The organism is Pedococcus sp. P1_H8, from assembly GCF_056405175.1.
On sequence record NZ_JBFUCP010000006.1, the window covers coordinates 141,691 to 159,745 of the forward strand.

At 69.3% G+C, this 18,055-nt stretch carries 16 protein-coding genes; 10 read left to right on the forward strand and 6 right to left on the reverse strand.

Going from position 1 to position 18,055, the window contains the following annotated elements; genetic code table 11:
- Positions 1-204: 204 nt before the first annotated feature.
- Together AC1DYG_RS10405 and ettA are read left to right on the forward strand one after the other, a co-directional pair.
- The gene (locus tag AC1DYG_RS10405) at positions 205-816 is read left to right on the forward strand and encodes a single-stranded DNA-binding protein (protein WP_477639917.1); all 612 of its coding nucleotides are present in this window, start codon (positions 205-207) and stop codon (positions 814-816) included.
- Between the two features lie 43 nt (positions 817-859).
- Positions 860-2,542, forward strand: a complete 1,683-nt coding sequence (gene ettA / locus AC1DYG_RS10410; protein WP_477639782.1) for an energy-dependent translational throttle protein EttA — start codon at positions 860-862, stop codon at positions 2,540-2,542.
- Positions 2,543-2,594: 52 nt separating this feature from the next.
- On the opposite strand, the gene AC1DYG_RS10415 is transcribed toward ettA, so the two are convergent.
- On the reverse strand, positions 2,595-3,194 hold the full coding sequence (locus tag AC1DYG_RS10415; RefSeq protein WP_477639783.1) for a TetR/AcrR family transcriptional regulator: 600 nt from the start codon (positions 3,192-3,194) through the stop codon (positions 2,595-2,597).
- A gap of 63 nt (positions 3,195-3,257) precedes the next feature.
- On the opposite strand from AC1DYG_RS10415, the gene AC1DYG_RS10420 reads away from it, so the two are divergent.
- From AC1DYG_RS10420 to AC1DYG_RS10435, 4 genes are all read left to right on the forward strand, one after another.
- Complete coding sequence (locus AC1DYG_RS10420; protein WP_477639784.1) at positions 3,258-4,403, forward strand: acyl-CoA dehydrogenase family protein; 1,146 nt, start codon at positions 3,258-3,260, stop codon at positions 4,401-4,403.
- 1 nt (position 4,404) lies between these two features.
- Positions 4,405-5,175 carry an SDR family oxidoreductase gene (locus AC1DYG_RS10425; RefSeq protein ID WP_477639785.1) on the forward strand — a complete coding sequence of 257 codons (771 nt, stop codon included), beginning with the start codon at positions 4,405-4,407 and terminating at the stop codon, positions 5,173-5,175.
- On the forward strand, positions 5,172-5,963 hold the full coding sequence (locus AC1DYG_RS10430; RefSeq protein WP_477639786.1) for an SDR family NAD(P)-dependent oxidoreductase: 792 nt from the start codon (positions 5,172-5,174) through the stop codon (positions 5,961-5,963). The genes AC1DYG_RS10425 and AC1DYG_RS10430 overlap by 4 nt, the downstream gene beginning before the upstream one ends.
- Positions 5,964-6,091: 128 nt before the next feature.
- Positions 6,092-7,078 (forward strand): NADPH:quinone oxidoreductase family protein, encoded by a 987-nt coding sequence (locus AC1DYG_RS10435; RefSeq protein WP_477639787.1) that lies wholly within the window; start codon positions 6,092-6,094, stop codon positions 7,076-7,078.
- A gap of 25 nt (positions 7,079-7,103) precedes the next feature.
- Here the strand turns inward: AC1DYG_RS10435 and AC1DYG_RS10440 are convergent, their stop codons facing one another.
- On the reverse strand, positions 7,104-7,598 hold the full coding sequence (locus AC1DYG_RS10440; protein ID WP_477639788.1) for an SRPBCC family protein: 495 nt from the start codon (positions 7,596-7,598) through the stop codon (positions 7,104-7,106).
- Complete coding sequence (locus tag AC1DYG_RS10445; RefSeq protein ID WP_477639789.1) at positions 7,595-7,978, reverse strand: ArsR/SmtB family transcription factor; 384 nt, start codon at positions 7,976-7,978, stop codon at positions 7,595-7,597. The genes AC1DYG_RS10440 and AC1DYG_RS10445 overlap by 4 nt, the downstream gene beginning before the upstream one ends.
- Before the next feature lie 100 nt (positions 7,979-8,078).
- On the opposite strand from AC1DYG_RS10445, the gene AC1DYG_RS10450 reads away from it, so the two are divergent.
- Complete coding sequence (locus tag AC1DYG_RS10450) at positions 8,079-8,603, forward strand: nitroreductase family deazaflavin-dependent oxidoreductase (protein WP_477639790.1); 525 nt, start codon at positions 8,079-8,081, stop codon at positions 8,601-8,603.
- Here AC1DYG_RS10450 and fabG read toward each other — a convergent pair.
- The gene (gene fabG, locus AC1DYG_RS10455; RefSeq protein ID WP_477639791.1) at positions 8,576-9,331 is read right to left on the reverse strand and encodes a 3-oxoacyl-ACP reductase FabG; all 756 of its coding nucleotides are present in this window, start codon (positions 9,329-9,331) and stop codon (positions 8,576-8,578) included. The two genes, AC1DYG_RS10450 and fabG, sit on opposite strands and share 28 nt — an antisense overlap.
- A gap of 209 nt (positions 9,332-9,540) precedes the next feature.
- Here fabG and glgX point away from each other — a divergent pair, with 209 nt between their 5' ends.
- From glgX to treZ, 3 genes are read left to right on the forward strand one after another with little or no spacing between them, the layout of a single operon-like run.
- Positions 9,541-11,706, forward strand: a complete 2,166-nt coding sequence (gene glgX / locus AC1DYG_RS10460; RefSeq protein WP_477639792.1) for a glycogen debranching protein GlgX — start codon at positions 9,541-9,543, stop codon at positions 11,704-11,706.
- Between the two features lie 17 nt (positions 11,707-11,723).
- Complete coding sequence (gene treY / locus AC1DYG_RS10465) at positions 11,724-14,210, forward strand: malto-oligosyltrehalose synthase (protein ID WP_477639793.1); 2,487 nt, start codon at positions 11,724-11,726, stop codon at positions 14,208-14,210.
- Positions 14,207-16,126: a malto-oligosyltrehalose trehalohydrolase gene (treZ, locus tag AC1DYG_RS10470; protein WP_477639794.1), complete on the forward strand. Its 1,920-nt coding sequence runs from the start codon at positions 14,207-14,209 to the stop codon at positions 16,124-16,126. The genes treY and treZ overlap by 4 nt, the downstream gene beginning before the upstream one ends.
- Positions 16,127-16,139: 13 nt before the next feature.
- On the opposite strand, the gene AC1DYG_RS10475 is transcribed toward treZ, so the two are convergent.
- Positions 16,140-17,093 (reverse strand): acyl-CoA thioesterase, encoded by a 954-nt coding sequence (locus AC1DYG_RS10475; protein WP_477639795.1) that lies wholly within the window; start codon positions 17,091-17,093, stop codon positions 16,140-16,142.
- On the reverse strand, positions 17,090-18,007 hold the full coding sequence (locus AC1DYG_RS10480; RefSeq protein WP_477639796.1) for a LysR family transcriptional regulator: 918 nt from the start codon (positions 18,005-18,007) through the stop codon (positions 17,090-17,092). Before AC1DYG_RS10480 ends, AC1DYG_RS10475 begins: the two co-directional genes overlap by 4 nt.
- Positions 18,008-18,055 lie beyond the last annotated feature (48 nt).

Here is an 18,055-nt window from a genome sequence, read left to right on the forward strand (position 1 = left end):
TACCCGCACCCGGAGCGGCTGGGGCATCCGGGTTCTCCGTGGGTGCCTGGATACGGCACGGATGCGCTGGGGTCTGTGCACAACCACGTCCCGCCCCTTGCCCTCGTCCACAGCCACGCCTGCGCACGCTCGCCCGCGATCTCGCCCTGCCTCACTGTTTGCGTCAAACCCCCAGGGAAACGACACACAGATGAGGTGAGCCAGATGAACGAGTCCTACATCACGGTGACCGGCCGAGTGGTTGCCGATCCGGAGTCGCGCACGACACGCAACGGGGTGCCCTTCGCGGCCTTCCGGCTGGCGTCGACCGTGCGACGGCCGAACCCGAAGACGCGGGAGTACGAGGACGCCGGCACCAGCTTCTACAACGTCACGGCCTTCAGGTCCCTCGGCGCCAACGTGGCCAACTCGCTCAAGAAGGGCGAGCCCGTGGTCGTCTACGGACGCCTGCGGGTCAACCAGTGGATGCGTCAGGACAACACCCACGCCACGTCCGTCGAGATCGACGCCTACAACGTCGGCCACGACCTCAGCTGGGGGACCACCGCCCTCGCACGGGTGACCCGGGCGCAGCTGGACACCCACGACCGGATGGCGGACGAGGGCGTCCAGGGTGCGATGGCGGCGCTCGAGGGTGAGCCTCCGGCCCAGGAGGAGGACTTCGGCTCCTACGACCCCGGCGACCTTGCTGCTCGACGCGACACTGGGGCCGGCCAGGGCGCCGGCGATCCCGAGACCGACGACTACATCGTGTCGCAGGAGCCGACGGGTCTGGTGCCTCGCGGCGAGGCCGAGCGCGAGCTCTCGGCCGTCTGACGCGGATTCGGGCGTGGGGGCCCCGGCCGATAGCCTTGCCCCCATGCCCGAGTTCATCTACGTCATGTCGAAGGCCCGCAAGGCCCACGGCGACAAGGTCATCCTCGATGACGTGACCATCTCCTTCTACCCCGGCGCCAAGATCGGCGTGGTGGGGCCCAACGGAGCCGGCAAGTCCTCGGTCCTGAAGATCATGGCCGGGCTGGACCACCCCTCCAACGGTGAAGCCCGCCTCACGCCCGGCTTCACCGTGGGGATCCTCATGCAGGAACCCGAGCTCAACGAGGAGAAGACGGTCCTCGGCAACGTCGAGGAGGGCGCCGGCGAGATCAAGGCCAAGCTAGACCGCTACAACGCGATCTCCGCCGAGATGGCCGAGCCGGACGCCGACTTCGACGCGTTGATGGAGGAGATGGGCAAGCTCCAGGAGGCGATCGACTCCGCCGACGCCTGGGACCTCGACTCCCAGCTCGAGCAGGCCATGGATGCACTGCGCTGCCCGCCGCCGGACGCCGACGTGACCGTGCTCTCGGGTGGTGAGCGCCGCCGCGTGGCACTGTGCAAGCTGCTGCTGCAGAAGCCCGACCTGCTCCTGCTCGACGAGCCCACCAACCACCTCGACGCCGAGTCCGTCCTGTGGCTCGAGCAGCACCTCGCGGCCTACCACGGCGCCGTCGTCGCGGTGACCCACGACCGCTACTTCATGGACAACGTCGCCCAGTGGATCCTCGAGCTGGACCGCGGCCGCGCCTACCCCTACGAGGGCAACTACTCGACCTACCTCGAGAAGAAGCAGGCCCGTCTGCAGGTGCAGGGCAAGAAGGACGCCAAGCTCTCCAAGCGACTCAAGGAGGAGCTCGAGTGGGTCCGCTCCAATGCCAAGGCCCGTCAGGTGAAGTCCAAGGCCCGCCTGGCCCGCTACGAGGAGATGGCCGCCGAGGCCGACCGCACGCGCAAGCTGGACTTCGACGAGATCGCGATCCCACCGGGTCCGCGCCTCGGCTCGACGGTCATCGAGGTCAAGAACCTCAAGAAGGGCTTCGGTGACCGCGTCCTGATCGACAACCTGTCCTTCACCCTGCCGCGCAACGGCATCGTGGGCGTCATCGGTCCCAACGGGGTCGGCAAGACCACGCTCTTCAAGACCATCGTCGGGCTCGAGGAGGCCGACAGCGGCTCGGTCAAGGTCGGTGAGACGGTCAAGATCTCCTACGTCGACCAGAGCCGCGGCGGCCTGGACCCGGCCAAGAACCTCTGGGAGACCGTGTCCGGAGGCCACGACTACATCAACGTCGGCCACGTCGAGATCCCCTCCCGCGCGTACGTGTCGCAGTTCGGGTTCAAGGGTCCCGACCAGCAGAAGAAGACCGGCATCCTCTCCGGTGGCGAGCGCAACCGCCTCAACCTGGCGCTCACCCTCAAGGAGGGTGGCAACCTGCTGCTCCTCGACGAGCCGACCAACGACCTCGACGTGGAGACGCTCGGTTCGCTCGAGAACGCCCTGCTCGAGTTCCCCGGCTGTGCAGTGGTCATCAGCCACGACCGGTGGTTCCTCGACCGGGTGGCGACGCACATCCTCGCCTTCGAGGGCGACGACGAGGACCCCGCCAAGTGGTACTGGTTCGAGGGCAACTTCGAGTCCTACGAGGCCAACAAGATCGAGCGCCTCGGGGCCGACGCGGCGCGTCCGCACCGCGTCACCTACCGCAAGCTGACCCGCGACTAGTCAGGTCCAGCCGAACTCCCACGGAAACGCTCGCTAGTTCTCGCTGGCGGCGCTAGCCGGCCCGGACGAGGCGCAGGCCGAGGTCGGCGTAGGCCGCGCCGATGGCTTCGGGCGTGCGCTTGATCTCGGGGTCGTACCAGCGGGCGACGTCGACCGCCATCGACATCAGCGCCAGGGTCGTGTCGGGCACGTCGTCGACGGTGAACTCACCGCTGGCGACGCCGGCGGTCACGACGTCCCGCACCACCGCGTCGATCTGCTTGCGCAGTGTCAGGACGGCGTCGCGGTGCTCGGGGGTGAGGTTCGCGAACTCGTACTGCACGATGCGCGCCACCCGGAAGTGCTCGGCGTGCCAGGTCGCGAACCGGCCCATGATCGCCCGCAGGGCCTCGGTCGGGGAGCTGGCACCGCTTGCGGCGGCCAACAGCATGTCGCGGGCCACCTCGTGGCCCTCGCGACTGAGCTGGTAGAGCAGCTCCTCCTTCGAGGAGAAGTGGACGTAGACGCCCGCAGGGGACAGTCCGGCCCGCGAGGCGATGTCCCGCGTGGTGGTCGCGTGGAAGCCCCGGTCGGCAAACGCCTCGGCTGCTGCTTCGAGCAGTCGGTGTGGCGCGTCCGTGACGGAGTCCACGGTGCGTAGAGGGCTGGACATGGTTGACAGCATGCCCCAGTCATCGCAGACTAAGCAAGCGCTTAGTCACCTTGGAGGAATGTCATGCCCCGCAATGTGTACGGTCCCGACCACGAGGCCTTCCGCAGCTCTGTCCGCGAGTTCGTCGAACGCACCCTCAAGCCCCGTGCCGAGCAGATGCTCGAGGTGAAGTCGGTCGACCGCGACATCTGGAAGGAAGCCGGCAAGCAGGGTCTGTTCGGCCTCGACATCCCCGAGGAGTTCGGCGGCGCGGGTGCCGACGACTACCGCTTCAACGCGATCGCGGCCGAGGAGATCGCCGGCTTCAACTTCGCCGTGTCCTCCTGCTTCGGGATCCACTCGGACGTGTGCCCGCCCTACATCGTCGACCTCGGCACGCAGGAGCAGAAGGAGCGCTGGCTGCCGGGCATGGCCAACGGTGACCTCATCTGCGCCATCGCGATGACCGAGCCGTCGGGGGGTTCCGACCTCGCAGCCCTCAAGACCACCGCCGTCCGTGACGGCGACGACTGGGTGCTCAACGGCTCCAAGACCTTCATCACGAACGGCTACCAGGCCGACCTGGTCATCGTCGCCGCCCGCACAGACCCTTCCAAGGGCGCCAAGGGCATCACCCTGTTCATGGTCGAGGCGGGCATGGAGGGCTTCAGTCGCGGCCGCAAGCTCGACAAGGTCGGGCAGGAGGAGGCTGACACCTCCGAGCTCTTCTTCGAGGCCGTGCGCGTCCCCGACGCCAACCGGCTGGGCGCCGAGGGGCTCGGCTTCGTCTCGATGATGCAGCGACTGCCCCAGGAGCGCGTCGGCGCAGCGGTGGCCAACACCGCCCACGCCTTCCAGATCTTCCGCGAGACCGTCGCGTACACCAAGGAGCGCAAGGCATTCGGCCAGCCCGTGGGGTCGTTCCAGCACAACAAGTTCAAGATGGCCGAGCTGCAGACCAAGCTCGAGGTCACCCAGGCCTACGTCGACGACTGCATCGCGGCGCACGCCGAGCAGAAGCTCAGCGCCGTCGACGCGGCGAAGGCGAAGTGGTGGTCCGCCCAGGTTCAGAACGACGTCCTCGACGAGTGCGTCCAGCTCTACGGTGGCTACGGCTTCATGAACGAGTACCGCGTGGCCCGCGCCTGGCGCGATGCACGGGTCTCGAAGATCTGGGCAGGGTCGAACGAAATCATGAAGGAGCTCATCGGCCGCGACCTCGGGCTCTGAGGTGACCGCCGGACAGGGGGTCCACGAGGGAACGGTCGCGATCGTCACCGGAGCCTCGCGAGGTATCGGGCTCGGTATCGCCGAGAAGCTGGTCGCCGAGGGTGCCCGGGTCGTGATCACGGCGCGCAAGCCTGCGGCCCTGGCCGAGGCCGTGGAGCACCTCGGTGGCGAGTCGAAAGCCATTGGTGTGGCAGGAAATGCCGCGGACGAGGCACACCAGGACGAGGTCATCCGGGTCGCTCACGAGCGGTTCGGAGGGCTCGACCACCTGGTCAACAACACCGGCATCAACCCGGCCTACGGCCCCATGCTCGACGCCCCGCTCGACGTCGCACGCAAGATCATGGACGTCAACGTGCTGGCCGCGTTCTCGTGGATCCAGAAGGCCATCGCGGCCGGACTGGGCCAAGGCGATCGGCCCGGAGCCGTGGTCAACGTCGCGTCCATCGCCGGGCTCGGCGCCACCGGCACCATCGGCTGGTATGCCGTGAGCAAGGCCGCCCTCATCCACCTCACCGTCGAGCTGGCCTACCAGCTCGGACCCGCCATTCGGGTCAACGCCGTCGCTCCGGCGATCGTGAAGACGCAGTTCGCCCAGGCCCTCTACGAGGGTCGGGAGGAGAAGGTGGCCGCGGCCTATCCGTTGAAGCGGCTCGGCGCCCCGGAGGACATCGCGGGAGCCGTGTCGTTCCTGCTGTCGCGCGACGCCAGCTGGGTCACCGGGCAGACCCTCGTCGTCGACGGTGGCGTCACGCTCGGAGGCAACCTGTGAGCCCTGACCTGACCGGGCGCGGCGTGATCGTGACGGGCGGGGGCCGGGGGATCGGCGCTGCCTACGCCAAGGCGTTCGTCGCCGCCGGCGCCACGGTCGTGGTCAACGACCTCGACGCGGAGGCAGCGGAGTCCACAGCCCATGAGCTCGGGGCCTTCGCCATCCCCGGCGACGCATCAAGCGAGGCAGGTGTGGCGGCCCTGGTCGCCGCGGCCCGTGACCACCTCGGCGAGATCGAGGTGTTCTGTGCCAACGCAGGCGTGGCGCGCGGCGGCACCGAGGCCGTCGACGAGAAGGCCTGGGAGGTGTCGTGGAGCGTCAACGTGATGGCCCACGTCCGCGCCGCACGCCTGCTCGTCCCCGAGTGGATCGAGCGGGGCAGCGGCACGTTCGTCGCGACCGTGTCGGCTGCGGGTCTGCTGTCGATCCCGGGGGCCGCCCCCTATGCCGTGACCAAGCACGGCGCCCTCGCCTTTGCCGAGTGGTTGTCCATGACCTACGGAGACAAGGGCATTCGCGTCCACGCGGTGTGCCCGCAGGGAGTGCGCACCGACATGCTCTGGAACTCCGGTTCGGCCGGCAGGGCCCTCATGGAGCCGGGCGCGGTCGACCCCGATGACGTCGCGCGCGACCTCATGACCGCGATGGATGATGGACGGTTCCTCGTCCTGCCGCACCCCGAGGTGGCCGAGATGTATGCCGGCCGGGCAGCCGACCCCGACCGCTGGCTTGCCGGGATGCGCAGGATGGCGGCCGCCCTCCCGGCGGTCACCATGGGCACCGACTGACACCGGCCCCGACTGACACCGGCCCCGACTGACAGCAGCCCCGACTGACAGCAGCCCCGACTGACAGCAGCGGCGCCGACTGACACCATGGGCACCGACCGACACCGACACTGACACCAGGAGATTCCGTGAAGGCGTGGCAGGTCACCTCCCTCGGCGAGCCGGTTGACGTGATGTGGCTGACCGAGCGCCCCCAGCCGCGCGTCCAGCCGGGCCACCTGTTGGTGCGCGTGCTCGCCGTTGCCCTGAACTTCCCCGACGTGCTCATGGCACGCGGTCACTACCAGGTGCGACCGGACCTGCCGTTCACGCCGGGAGTCGAGGTGTGTGCCGAGGTGCTCGAGGTCGGCGAGGGGGTCACCGGCTTCGCCGTGGCCGACCGGGTCGTCGGCACCACGGCCATCCCCCATGGCGGGCTGGCAGAGGTGTGCCTCATGCCCGCGACGGGCGCCTTCGCCGCACCGCTGTCCCTCTCCGACGCCGAGGCGAGCGCCTTGACGATCGGTTACCAGACAGCCTACGTGGGGCTGGTCCGTCGGGCTGCCTTGCAAGCCGACGAGACGCTCCTCGTGCACGCCGCCGCGGGAGGCGTCGGTCTGGCGGCGGTGCAGGTCGGCAAGGCCCTCGGTGCGCGGGTCGTCGCCGTGGTCGGCAATGCCGCGAAGGCAGACGTCGCCCGCCAGTCCGGTGCAGACGTCGTGGTCGACCGCTCGGCCGGCGACCTCGTGACGGCCCTCAAGGAGGCAGTGGGTCCTGACGGTGCCGACGTGGTGTTCGACCCCGTGGGTGGTGACGCCTTCGAGGCGTCGACCAGGGTCATTGCCTTCGAGGGGCGGATCGTCGTCGTGGGCTTCACGAGCGGGACCATCCCCACCCCGGCCCTCAACCACGCCCTCGTCAAGAACTACTCGATCCTGGGTCTGCACTGGGGGCTCTACCTCCAACGTGACCACGTCGTGGCAGAGGCTGCCCACATTCAGCTGAGGAAGTGGGCATCCGCCGGGGCCATCAAACCCTTTGTCTCCCAACAGGTGCCGTTCGAGGATGCGCGCAGTGCCCTCACCCGGCTCGGGGCCGGAGAGAGCACCGGACGCATCGTGGTGCTCGGCGCCTGAGGTCCGCTGCTGGCGGGCGTCTGCCTCAGCCTGCGAGCCCCTGGGCGACCTTCTCGAGGGCGTCGTAGGAGTCGTTGAGCCCGACCTCCATGCCGGAGGCGAGCACCATCTCGACGGTCTCGGGGGAGTCGTACGTGATCACTGCCCTCAGCGTCGTCAGGCCGTCCTGCTCGGTGAACGTCGACTCGATGAGCGACGGCGGGCTCTGGATGTTGTCGAAGATCTCGGTGTGCACGAGACGCTCCGGCGGGTCGAGCTCGCGGTACTCGCCGGAGAACGACACCTCGTCGCCACCCGGGGTGACCTGGGCGAAGTGCCAGCGACCACCGACGCGGAGGTCTACTTCGCAGACGGTGACCTCGCCGTGGCCGGCGCCCCACCACCGGCGGATGTGCTCCGGCGTGGTCATCACCTCGTAGATGAGGGCTGCGGGTGCGGCGAAGGTTCTTGTGATGACCAGCTCGCTGCCCTGGTGGGTCACAGTGGCGCGCTGGTTGGTTTCGGCAGCGGTGTTGCTCATGACTTCTCCTCGTGAACTGAGGTGGTGGGTGTGTCGCGGTGTGCACCCGGGGATGCGGACCCCTGGATGCGGGTGAGGTAGGCGTCGAGGTGGTCGAGGTTGGCCTCCCAGTGGCGGCGGTACTCCTCGAGCCACGACGTCGCGCTCTTCAGTGGTGTGGCGGTGATCCGGCAGTGTCGCCGCTGCCCGTCACGGTCCTTGGCGATCAGCCCGGCCCGCTCCAGCACGGACAGGTGCTTGGAGATGGCCGGCAGGGTCATGGCGAAGGGTTCAGCGAGCTCCCCGACCGTGAGGTCGCCCCCGGCGAGGCGCTCGAGGATGGCGCGCCTCGTGGGGTCCGCCAGGGCGGCGAAGGTGGTGCTGAGCGGATCGTGGTCCATAGTCCTTAACCAATCGGTTTATTAACTGCTAAGGAAACTATCAACCCGAGGACGTCCGGCTGTCAAGGGGTATGCCGCGTGGCCGGCGTAGCGTGGGCACGTGCCGGGAACCCGCAGCCAGGACCTCAAGCCTTGGCTGCGCGCGCTCTTCGCGCTCCCGAAGGCGTTGTACGCCAACGGGTTCGGCTGGATCCTCGGTCACCGTTTCCTGCAGCTCACCCACACCGGCCGACGCAGCGGCCAGAGCTTCGACGTGGTCGTGGAGGTGGTGCGTTACGACCGGTCGACCGGTGAGGCGACCGTCGTGTCGGGCTACGGAACCAGCGCCGACTGGTTCCGCAACCTCGAAGCCGGTGGGCCCGCCGCGGTGGACTTCGGACGCGGACCCAGCCCCGCGGCATACCGGGTCCTGGGGCTCGAGGAGGCGGAAGAGGTGTATGCCGCCTATGAGCGGCGCAACCTGCTCATCGCACCGCTCGTGCGGTGGACGCTGACTGCGCTGCTCGGCTGGCGTTACGACGGGAGCGCCGAGGCGCGCCGGCGCATGGTCGCCGAGCTGCCGATGGTCGCCTTGCGACCGTCCGGGAGCGGACCGGTTCAGTCGAGCGGGCCGCCTGCGACGTAGATGACCTGGCCGGAGACGAAGCCGGCGTCCTCGGAGCAGAGGAAGCCGATCGTGGCGGCGATGTCCTCGGGCTGGCCGACCCGCTGCACCGGGATCGCGGCCGCCGAGTGGGCGATGAAGTCCTCGAACGAGACGCCGAGCCGCTCAGCCGTCATCTTGGTCATCTCGGTCTGGATGAACCCCGGCGCCACGGCGTTCGCGGTCACGCCGAACTTCCCGAGCTCGATGGCCAGGGTCTTGGTGAAGCCCTGCAGACCCGCCTTGGCCGCCGAGTAGTTGACCTGGCCGCGGTTGCCCTGCGCAGAGCTGGAGGACAAGTTGACGATGCGGCCGAACTTCTCCTTGGTCATGTAGCCCTGGACGGCGCGCGTCATCAGGAACGACCCGCGCAGGTGCACGTTGATGACGGCGTCCCAGTCGTCCTCAGTCATCTTGAACAGCAGGTTGTCGCGGGTGATGCCTGCGTTGTTCACCAGGATCGTGGGGGCTCCGAGCTCGTCGGCGACGCGCTGGACGGCAGCCTCGACCTGGGCGGCGTCGGCCACGTCCACGCCGACAGCCAGCGCCCTCCCGCCGGCGTCCGTGATCGCCGAAACCGTGTCGGCACAGGCTGACTCGTCGAGGTCGAGGACGGCCACGGCATGCCCCGCCGCGGCGAGACGCTTGGCCGTTGCTGCGCCGATGCCGCGGGCGGCTCCGGTGACGATCGCGGTGCGCTGGGTGCTCATCGAGGGGCTCCTTGAGGTGATTTCCCGATCTGGGCCGCACGGGGTGCGACGAGGTATGCCGCGAAGTGTACTAAGCGCTTGCTTAGCACGTGTGGCGCAGGTGGCGGTTGAAAGGTGCTTAGTCGGGCACAATGGGTTCGCTGGAGGCCGTCGACGTCCTTCTTCACCACGGCCCCAGGACGAGGGCTGCTCTACGACGAAGGCGATGCATGGAAATCTGGCCCGGCAAGTCCTACCCGCTCGGCGCGACGTTCGACGGCACCGGCGTGAACTTCGCGCTGTTCTCCGAGGTGGCCACGAAGGTCGAGCTCTGCCTGATCGACGACGAGGGTGCGGAGACCCGCATCCAGCTGCCCGAGGTGGACGGCTTCGTGTGGCACGCCTACCTGCCCGGCGTCCAGCCCGGACAGCGCTACGGCTACCGCGTCCACGGTCCCTACGACCCGGCCAACGGTCACCGCTGCAACCCCCAGAAGCTGCTGCTCGACCCCTATGCCAAGGCGATCGACGGCCAGCCGGACGGCGACCAGTCGCTGTTCTCCTACGACTTCGACTCGCCCAGCGAGGACCCCGCCCGGGCGAATGTGGAGGACAGCCTCGGCCACACGATGATGGGTGTGGTGATCAACCCCTTCTTCGACTGGGGTCAGGACCGCCTCCCGCGGCACGAGTACCACAACACCGTCATCTACGAAGCCCACGTCAAGGGCCTGACCGAGACCCATCCCGACATCCCGGAGGAGATCCGCGGCACCTACGCCGGCATCGCCCACCCGGTGGTCATCGAGCACCTCAAGGGCCTCGGCATCACGGCCATCGAGCTGATGCCGGTGCACCAGTTCGTCAACGACTTCACGCTGCGCGACAAGGGCCTGTCGAACTACTGGGGCTACAACACGATCGGGTTCCTCGCGCCGCACAACGGCTACGCGGCCTACGGCACCCGCGGCGAGCAGGTGGCCGAGTTCAAGGGCATGGTCAAGGCGCTCCACGAGGCGGGTATCGAGGTCATCCTCGACGTGGTCTACAACCACACCGCCGAGGGCAACCAGCTCGGCCCCACGATCTGCTTCCGTGGCATCGACAACGCCGCCTACTACCGGCTCGTCGACGAGGACAAGGCGCACTACTACGACACCACCGGCACCGGCAACAGCCTGCTCATGCGCCACCCGCACGTCCTGCAGCTGATCATGGACTCGCTGCGCTACTGGGTGACCGAGATGCACGTGGACGGGTTCCGGTTCGACCTCGCTGCGACGCTGGCCCGTCAGTTCCACGAGGTCGACAAGCTGTCGGCGTTCTTCGACCTCGTCCAGCAGGACCCGGTGGTCAGCCAGGTCAAGCTCATCGCGGAGCCGTGGGACGTCGGCGACGGCGGCTACCAGGTCGGCAACTTCCCGCCCCTGTGGACGGAGTGGAACGGCAAGTACCGCGACACCGTGCGTGACTTCTGGCGCGGCGAGAGCGCGACCCTCGGCGAGTTCGCCTCGCGCATCACCGGCTCCAGCGACCTGTACGAACACAGTGGTCGCAAGCCGATCGCGTCGATCAACTTCGTCACCGCCCACGACGGCTTCACGCTGCGGGACCTGGTGTCCTACAACGAGAAGCACAACGCCGCCAACGGCGAGGACGGCAACGACGGCGAGAGCCACAACCGCTCCTGGAACTGCGGCGTCGAAGGTCCCTCGAAGGACAAGAGGGTCAACGCCCTGCGGCTGCGCCAGCAGCGCAACATGCTCGCGACGCTCCTGCTCTCGCAGGGCGTGCCGATGCTCCTGCACGGTGACGAGCTCGGTCGCACCCAGGGTGGCAACAACAACGGCTACTGCCAGGACAACGAGATCTCCTGGATCGACTGGGACCTCGACCAGGACCAGCTCGACCTCATCTCGTTCACGCAGCGGCTCGTCGAGCTGCGGCGCGACCACCCGGTCTTCCGCCGCCGCCGGTTCTTCGCCGGCTCGGCCGACCACGGCGGCGAGAGCGCCGTCGGCGACATCGCGTGGTTCGAGCCCGGTGGCAACCACATGGACGAGGACTCCTGGGCCAACGGCTATGCCCGTTCGATGATGGTCTTCCTCAACGGGCAGACCATCCCCGAGCCCGACTCCCGCGGCCAGCAGACGCTCGACGACCACTTCCTGGTCATCTTCAACGGCCACCACGACGTGCTGCCCTTCGTCCTGCCGGGCAAGGAGTACGGCGAACGCTGGGTCACCGAGCTCGACACGTCCGCGCAAGAGGTCGAGGCCAAGGAGTACAAGCCCGACGCCAAGGTGAAGGCGCACGGCCGCAGCGTCGTCGTCCTGCGCTGTCCTCGCCCGATTTCCTCCGGATCGCCCGCTGGAGCGGCCGCCGCCCGCCGATGAACGAAAGGCAGACAGGTATGCCGAGTGGTGCAACGCCGCACCGACCGGGACCGGGGCGGGTCGTGCCGTCCGCGACGTACCGGCTGCAGATCCAGCCTGAGTTCACCTTCGGCGATGCCGCCGACCAGGCTGACTACCTTGCGGCACTGGGGGTTTCGCACGCCTACCTGTCTCCGATCCTCGCTCCGGCTCCCGGGTCGGCGCACGGCTACGACGTGGTCAGCCACGAGTTCCTCAACGAGGAGGCCGGCGGGTCGGAGGGCTTCGACCTGCTGACGTCCGCCCTTCGGCAGGCAGGGCTGGGGACGGTCGTCGACGTGGTCCCCAACCACATGACGACCCCGACCCCGGCCTCGCTCAACCATCCCTGGTGGTTCCTGCTCCGCGATGGTCGTGAGTCCGACCACGCCCACTGGTTCGACGTGGACTGGGAGGCCGAGGACGGTCGGGTGCTCGTTCCTGTTCTCGGTCAGTCGCTCGAGTCGGTGCTCGCCGCGGGCGAGCTCGCCGTCGAGGCCGGAGGAGGCCCGCACGGCAACGAGACCGTGCTGCGCTACTTCGACCACGTGTTCCCCGTGCGACCCGGCACCGAGGCGCTCGACCTGCCGGCGCTCGTGGCGGCTCAGCGCTATCGGCTCTGCGACTGGCACGAGGGCGGGAGCCGGCTCAACTACCGTCGCTTCTTCGACGTGACGACGTTGGCAGCCGTGCGGGTCGAGGACGACGAGGTCTTCGACCGCACCCACCGCCTGCTCCTGGAGGAGTTCCGGGCCGGCACGATCGACGGCTTCCGGATCGACCACCCCGACGGCCTGGCCGATCCCGGCGACTACCTCGCCCGGCTCGCCGACGCGACGGGGGATGCCTGGGTCGTGGCCGAGAAGATCCTCGAGGGCCACGAGCAGCTGCCCGACGACTGGCGGTGCGCGGGGACGACCGGTTACGACACCTTGCTGCGCGTCCAGCAGGTCTTCGTCGACCCGGCGGGCGAGCAGCCACTGACCGAGCACCTCACCGAGCTGGTGGGCGAACAGGTGGATCTCGCGGCGATGGTCCACACAGCGAAGCGGCAGGTCGTCGCCCAGGTGCAGCAGGCAGAGGTCAACCGGCTGATGCGGCTCGCCGGCCGGGTCCTCGTCGGTGAGGACCAGGCTGCCCTGCGACGTGGACTCGAGGCACTCCTCGTGTCGATGGACCGCTATCGGGCCTACCTCGTCCCCGGGGCTGAGCCGGCTCGCGAGCAGCTCGCAGTGCTGGCGCACGCCGAGGCCCGGGCAGCCGAGCTGGTCTCGGAGGAGGACCGCGACGCGTTGGCGATGGTCGCCCAGCTCACGTCCGGAGGGCACCTGCCCGGTGCGCAGGTCGACACCCGCGGCGCCCAGCGCGAGTTCGTCGTGCGGTTCCAGCAGACCTGCGGGCCGGTGATGGCCAAGGGCATCGAGGACACCGCCTTCTACCGCTTCGCCCGCCTCACGGGACTCAACGAGGTGGGCGGGGACCCCGGTCGCCTCGGCCTCGAACCTGGCGAGCTGCATGCCTTCGCCGCCCGGCAGCTCGCCACCTGGCCGACGACGATGACGACGTTGTCGACCCACGACACCAAGCGCTCCGAAGACGTGCGAGCCAGGCTGTCCGTCATCTCCGAGCTGCCGCAGGAGTGGGCCCAGTGGGTGGGCGCGGCCCGTGACCTGGCCGCTCCGCACCGCGGCTCCCGGCTTGACGCGTCCACCGAGTACCTGCTGTGGCAGACCGCCGTCGGCGCGTGGCCGATCAGCACCGACCGGCTGCAGGCCTACGCCACCAAGGCGGTGCGCGAGGCCAAGCAGCACACCACCTGGACCGAGCCGGACGCCGGCTACGAGGCCGACGTGGCAACCTTCGTCGACGCCCTGACGACGGAGCCGGCCATCATCGACCACCTCGCGCGGTGGGTCGAGCTGACCGCCCCTGCGACCCGCGCGGTCACCCTCGGGCAGAAGCTGCTCCAGCTCGTCCTCCCGGGCGTCCCGGACGTCTACCAGGGCACCGAGCTCGTCGACCTCTCGCTCGTCGACCCCGACAACCGTCGTGCCGTCGACTATGCCTCGCGGCGCACCCGGCTCACGAGACTCGACGCCGGCGAGCCTCCGCGCGACCTCGACGACGAGAAGCTGCTCCTGACGTCGCGGGTGCTGCGGCTGCGCCGTGACCACCCCGAGTGGTTCACCGGCGAGCAGGCGACGTATGCCGCCGTCCCCACCTCGAGCGAGCATGCCCTGGCGGTGGGTCGAGGCGATGCCGCAGGCCTGCAGGTGGTGGCCGTGGCGACGCGGTGCAGCGAGCGCCTGCGGTCCGAGGGCGGGTGGGGTGCGGCGACGATCACGCTGCCGGAGGGCAGCTGGGTCGACCTGTTCGACGCCTCGGGCCACCGACGACCGGTGGACGGCGAGGTCGAGCTCGCGGGCCTGCTCCATGCCCTTCCGGTTGCCTTGTTCGCACGGCATGACAGCCTTGACCCGCGATGAAGACGGCTGACATTGAGATGACCAGGGCTGACGCCGACACGAGACTCCTGCCGGGACCCGAGCTCACGGTCTGGGCTCCCCGAGCCCACGCGGTGGAGGTGGAGTGGTCGCTCGACGACGACGCCGCCAAGCGCACGGCCATGGAGGCCAAGGGCGACGGCTGGTGGCGCTGGCAGGCCCCCGCGATGGAGGGGTCGACGGCGCGGCCGGGGACGGCGGCATACCCGTGCCTCGACTATGGCTTCCGGCTCGACGACGGTCCGGTGACCCCGGACCCACGGTCCGCGTGGCAGCCGCACGGCGTGCACGCGGAGAGCCGCTTCTTCGACGCCACCCGCTACACCTGGCGGGACGCGACGTGGGCCGGACCTCAACAGGGTGAGGGTGTGCTGGGCGGGGTGGTCTACGAGCTGCACGTGGGTACCTTCACCCCAGAGGGCACCCTCGACGCTGCGCAGCACCGGTTGCAGCATCTCGTCGACCTCGGTGTCGACGTGGTCGAGCTGATGCCCGTAGCGTCGTGGCCGGGGCGCTGGAACTGGGGCTACGACGGCGTCGGACCCTGGGCGGTCGACGAGGAGTACGGCGGCCCGGCGGCGCTCCAGCGGTTCGTCGACGCCTGCCACCGGCTGGGACTCGGTGTCTGCCTCGACGTGGTCTACAACCACCTCGGGCCGGTGGGGAACTACCTGTCGCGGTTTGGGCCCTACTTCTCCAGCGCCCACCCGACGCCGTGGGGTGACGGGTTGAACCTCGACGGCGACGACAGCCTGCACGTGCGGCGCTGGATCGTCGACAACGCCCTGCGCTGGTTCGGCGACTTCCACGTCGACGCACTGCGGCTCGATGCCGTGCACGAGCTGCACGACGACTCCCGTCAGCACGTGCTCGCACAGCTCGCCGACGAGGTGGCGGCGCTGAGCGCGCGACTGGGCCGTCCCCTCGACCTGATTGCCGAGAGCGACCTCAACGACCCCCGGACCGTCACGCCCACGGGCGAAGGCGGTTGGGGCATGGACGCCCAGTGGGACGACGACGTGCACCACGCCCTGCACGTCACCCTGACCGGCGAGACCCAGGGCTACTACGGCGACTTCGCCGGGCACTGCCCGGCGATGCCGGACGCCGGACCCCTCGCGGTTCTGGCCAAGACCCTGACCAGGGCCTTCCTGCACGACGGGAGCTGGTCGAGCTTCCGTGAGGCGGACTGGGGTGCTCCTGTCGACCGCGCGCGGCTCGACGGGCGCCGGTTCCTGGCTTACCTGCAGACCCACGACCAGGTGGGGAACCGGGCAGTGGGCGACCGCATCTCCGCCGTCGTCACCCCCGGCCGACAGGCGATCGGCGCAGCCCTCTACCTCACCGGCCCCTTCACCCCGATGGTCTTCATGGGGGAGGAGTGGGCGGCCAGGACGCCGTTCCAGTTCTTCACCGACTTCGACGACCCCGCGATGAAGGAAGCCGTGACCGGGGGCCGTCGACGCGAGTTCGAGGCCCACGGCTGGGCCGCCCAGGACGTGCCCGACCCGCAGGACGAGCAGACCTTCCGCCGCTCGCAGCTGAACTGGGCCGAGCTCCGGGGAGACGACAACGCGCGGATGCTCGCCTGGTATCGCGACCTGATCTCGTTGCGGCGCATGGAGTTCGACCTCAACAACGGGCGGCTTGACGAGGTCGCCGTCGACTTCGACGAGAACGACGGGTGGCTGGTGATGCGCCGTGGCGGGTTCCGCATCGTCGTGAACCTGGCGGCGTCGCGCTGGACCGTGCCCCTCGACGCCGAGCCGCGGAGCGTCGTGCTCGCCTGGGAGCCGGGACAGACCCGCCTGCGCGGTCACGGAGTGCACCTGCCGCCGTTCACCGCGGCGGTCGTCCGGATGGGTCAGTCGACCTTGGGCCAGCCGACGGCGTCGTAGGCCACGGGACCTCTCAGGACGAGGACTCCTTGACGCGGACCATGCCCTCCTGCGCGACGGTCGCGACAAGGGTGCCGTCGGCGGCGAACATCCGCCCGATGCCCAGACCACGTCCGCCGGACGCGGAGGGCGACTCCTGGCTGTAGAGGATCCACTCGTCGGCGTGCACCGGACGGTGGAACCACATGGCGTGATCGAGGCTGGCCGGCCGCAGCCGACGGTCGGTCCACGTCAGCCCGTGCCGGCGGATGACCGGCTCCAGCAGGGTGTAGTCGGAGGCGTAGGCGAGGACGGCCGCGTGGACCAGCGGGTCGTCGGGGAGCCTGCCCAACGCCTTCATCCAGACGCTCTGGCGGGCGACCAGCTCGGGACCGGCGGCGACGAAAAGGTTGTTCTCGACGTGACGGTGCTCGATCGGCCGCTTGGTGAGGTGACGGGCGCCCGGGTGGTCGATGCCACCGAACTCGTCGGCCAGGGATCGCAGCTGGTCGGGGCCCGGGACCTCGGGCATCGCGTCCTGGTGGTCCAGGCCGCCGGACTCCTCCTGGAAGGAGGTGATCATCGACAGGATGGGCAGGCCCTCCTGGATCGCGTGCACCCGCCGAGTGGAGAAGGAGTTGCCGTCGCGCATCCGCTCGACGGCAAACCTGCTCGGCTTGGTGTCGTCGCCCGGTCGCATGAAGTAGCCGTGCAGCGAGTGGATCCGTCGCGGTCCGTCGCCGTCGTCGATGTCCTGCATCGTCCGACCAGCGGCCATGACGCACTGGGCGAGCACCTGTCCGCCGAACACCCGGCCGTGCGGCATCTTCTGGCTGCGCCCGAGGAAGACCGTGGCACCGGACTCGCCGAAGTCGGCTCGGTCCCCCACCCCTTCGACGGTGATCCGGGCGGTACCCAGCTCCTCGAGGTCGAGGGTGTCGAGCAGGTCGGCCAGCGGGTCGAAGTCGGGGGAGCTCTCGTCGGTCACGCACCGACCCTAGCGGGGCCACTCACCCGCTCACGCAGCAGATCGACGGCCCGCTCGGCCGCAGGGTGGTGCTCGACCGAGGCCTTCACGGCGACATAGACGTGGCGCACCGGAGTGGGTGAAACCAGGGGAACCGCGACCACACCGGCTGGCAGTCGAGCGGCGCCGAGGCGGGGGAGGACGGTGACCCCCACGCCGGCGGCCACGAACGAGATCGCCGTCGGGTAGTCGTGCGTCTCGATCCGGAAGTCGGGCGTGAACCCGGCCTCGGTGCAGGCGTCGAGGATCACCTGGCGGCAGAAGCCGCGGTTGAAGTCGTTGTCGACCCAGCGGTCGCTCGCCAGCTCGCCCAGTGCCACCCGGGGCTCGCCGGCGAGGCGGTGGTCTTCCGGCACGACCACGACGTAGGGGTCGTCGAGCAGGTGGTGCACCCTGGACTGGCCCGTGCCACCGCGGTCGCGCAGGTGCTCCTCCGCGCCGCCGACGAAGACCTCGATGTCGGGGTCCGGGTGGTCGTCGCCGAGCAGCTCGATCAGCCGCAGGTCCAGGCGCAGGTCGGGAAACTCGTGCATGAGGCCTGCGACGACCGGGGGGATCCAGGCTGCTCCGGCTGAGGCGAAGTAGCTGATCGACAGTCGGCCCACGCGACCCGCACGCAGGTCGCCGACCACGCCCTCGACACCGCTCAGCGACGCGAGCACCCGGCCCGCCTCGTCGGCGAGCGTGCGCCCGGCCGCGGTCGGCTCGATGCCGCGGCCCTTGCGCTCGATCAGCCGCAGTCCGGTCTCTCGCTGGAGCGTGGCGAGGTGCTGGCTCACCGCCGAGGGTGTGTAGCCCAAGGTGGTGGCCGCGGCACCGACCGAACCGGTGGCAACGACCGTGCGCAGGACCCGGAGACGGTGGACGTCGAGCATGGCCTGACAGTACAGCGATACTTAAGGGAAGTGAAGAAATCATCGCTT

Bases quoted from the DNA above. Each gene is read 5' to 3' on its own strand.
- AC1DYG_RS10405 (WP_477639917.1), top strand. From the start codon at position 205: ATGAACGAGTCCTACATCACGGTGACCGGCCGAGTGGTTGCCGATCCG.
- ettA (WP_477639782.1), top strand. From the start codon at position 860: ATGCCCGAGTTCATCTACGTCATGTCGAAGGCCCGCAAGGCCCACGGC.
- AC1DYG_RS10415 (WP_477639783.1), bottom strand. From the start codon at position 3,194: ATGTCCAGCCCTCTACGCACCGTGGACTCCGTCACGGACGCGCCACAC.
- AC1DYG_RS10420 (WP_477639784.1), top strand. From the start codon at position 3,258: ATGCCCCGCAATGTGTACGGTCCCGACCACGAGGCCTTCCGCAGCTCT.
- AC1DYG_RS10440 (WP_477639788.1), bottom strand. From the start codon at position 7,598: ATGAGCAACACCGCTGCCGAAACCAACCAGCGCGCCACTGTGACCCAC.
- AC1DYG_RS10445 (WP_477639789.1), bottom strand. From the start codon at position 7,978: ATGGACCACGATCCGCTCAGCACCACCTTCGCCGCCCTGGCGGACCCC.
- fabG (WP_477639791.1), bottom strand. From the start codon at position 9,331: ATGAGCACCCAGCGCACCGCGATCGTCACCGGAGCCGCCCGCGGCATC.
- glgX (WP_477639792.1), top strand. From the start codon at position 9,541: ATGGAAATCTGGCCCGGCAAGTCCTACCCGCTCGGCGCGACGTTCGAC.
- treY (WP_477639793.1), top strand. From the start codon at position 11,724: ATGCCGAGTGGTGCAACGCCGCACCGACCGGGACCGGGGCGGGTCGTG.
- treZ (WP_477639794.1), top strand. From the start codon at position 14,207: ATGAAGACGGCTGACATTGAGATGACCAGGGCTGACGCCGACACGAGA.
- AC1DYG_RS10480 (WP_477639796.1), bottom strand. From the start codon at position 18,007: ATGCTCGACGTCCACCGTCTCCGGGTCCTGCGCACGGTCGTTGCCACC.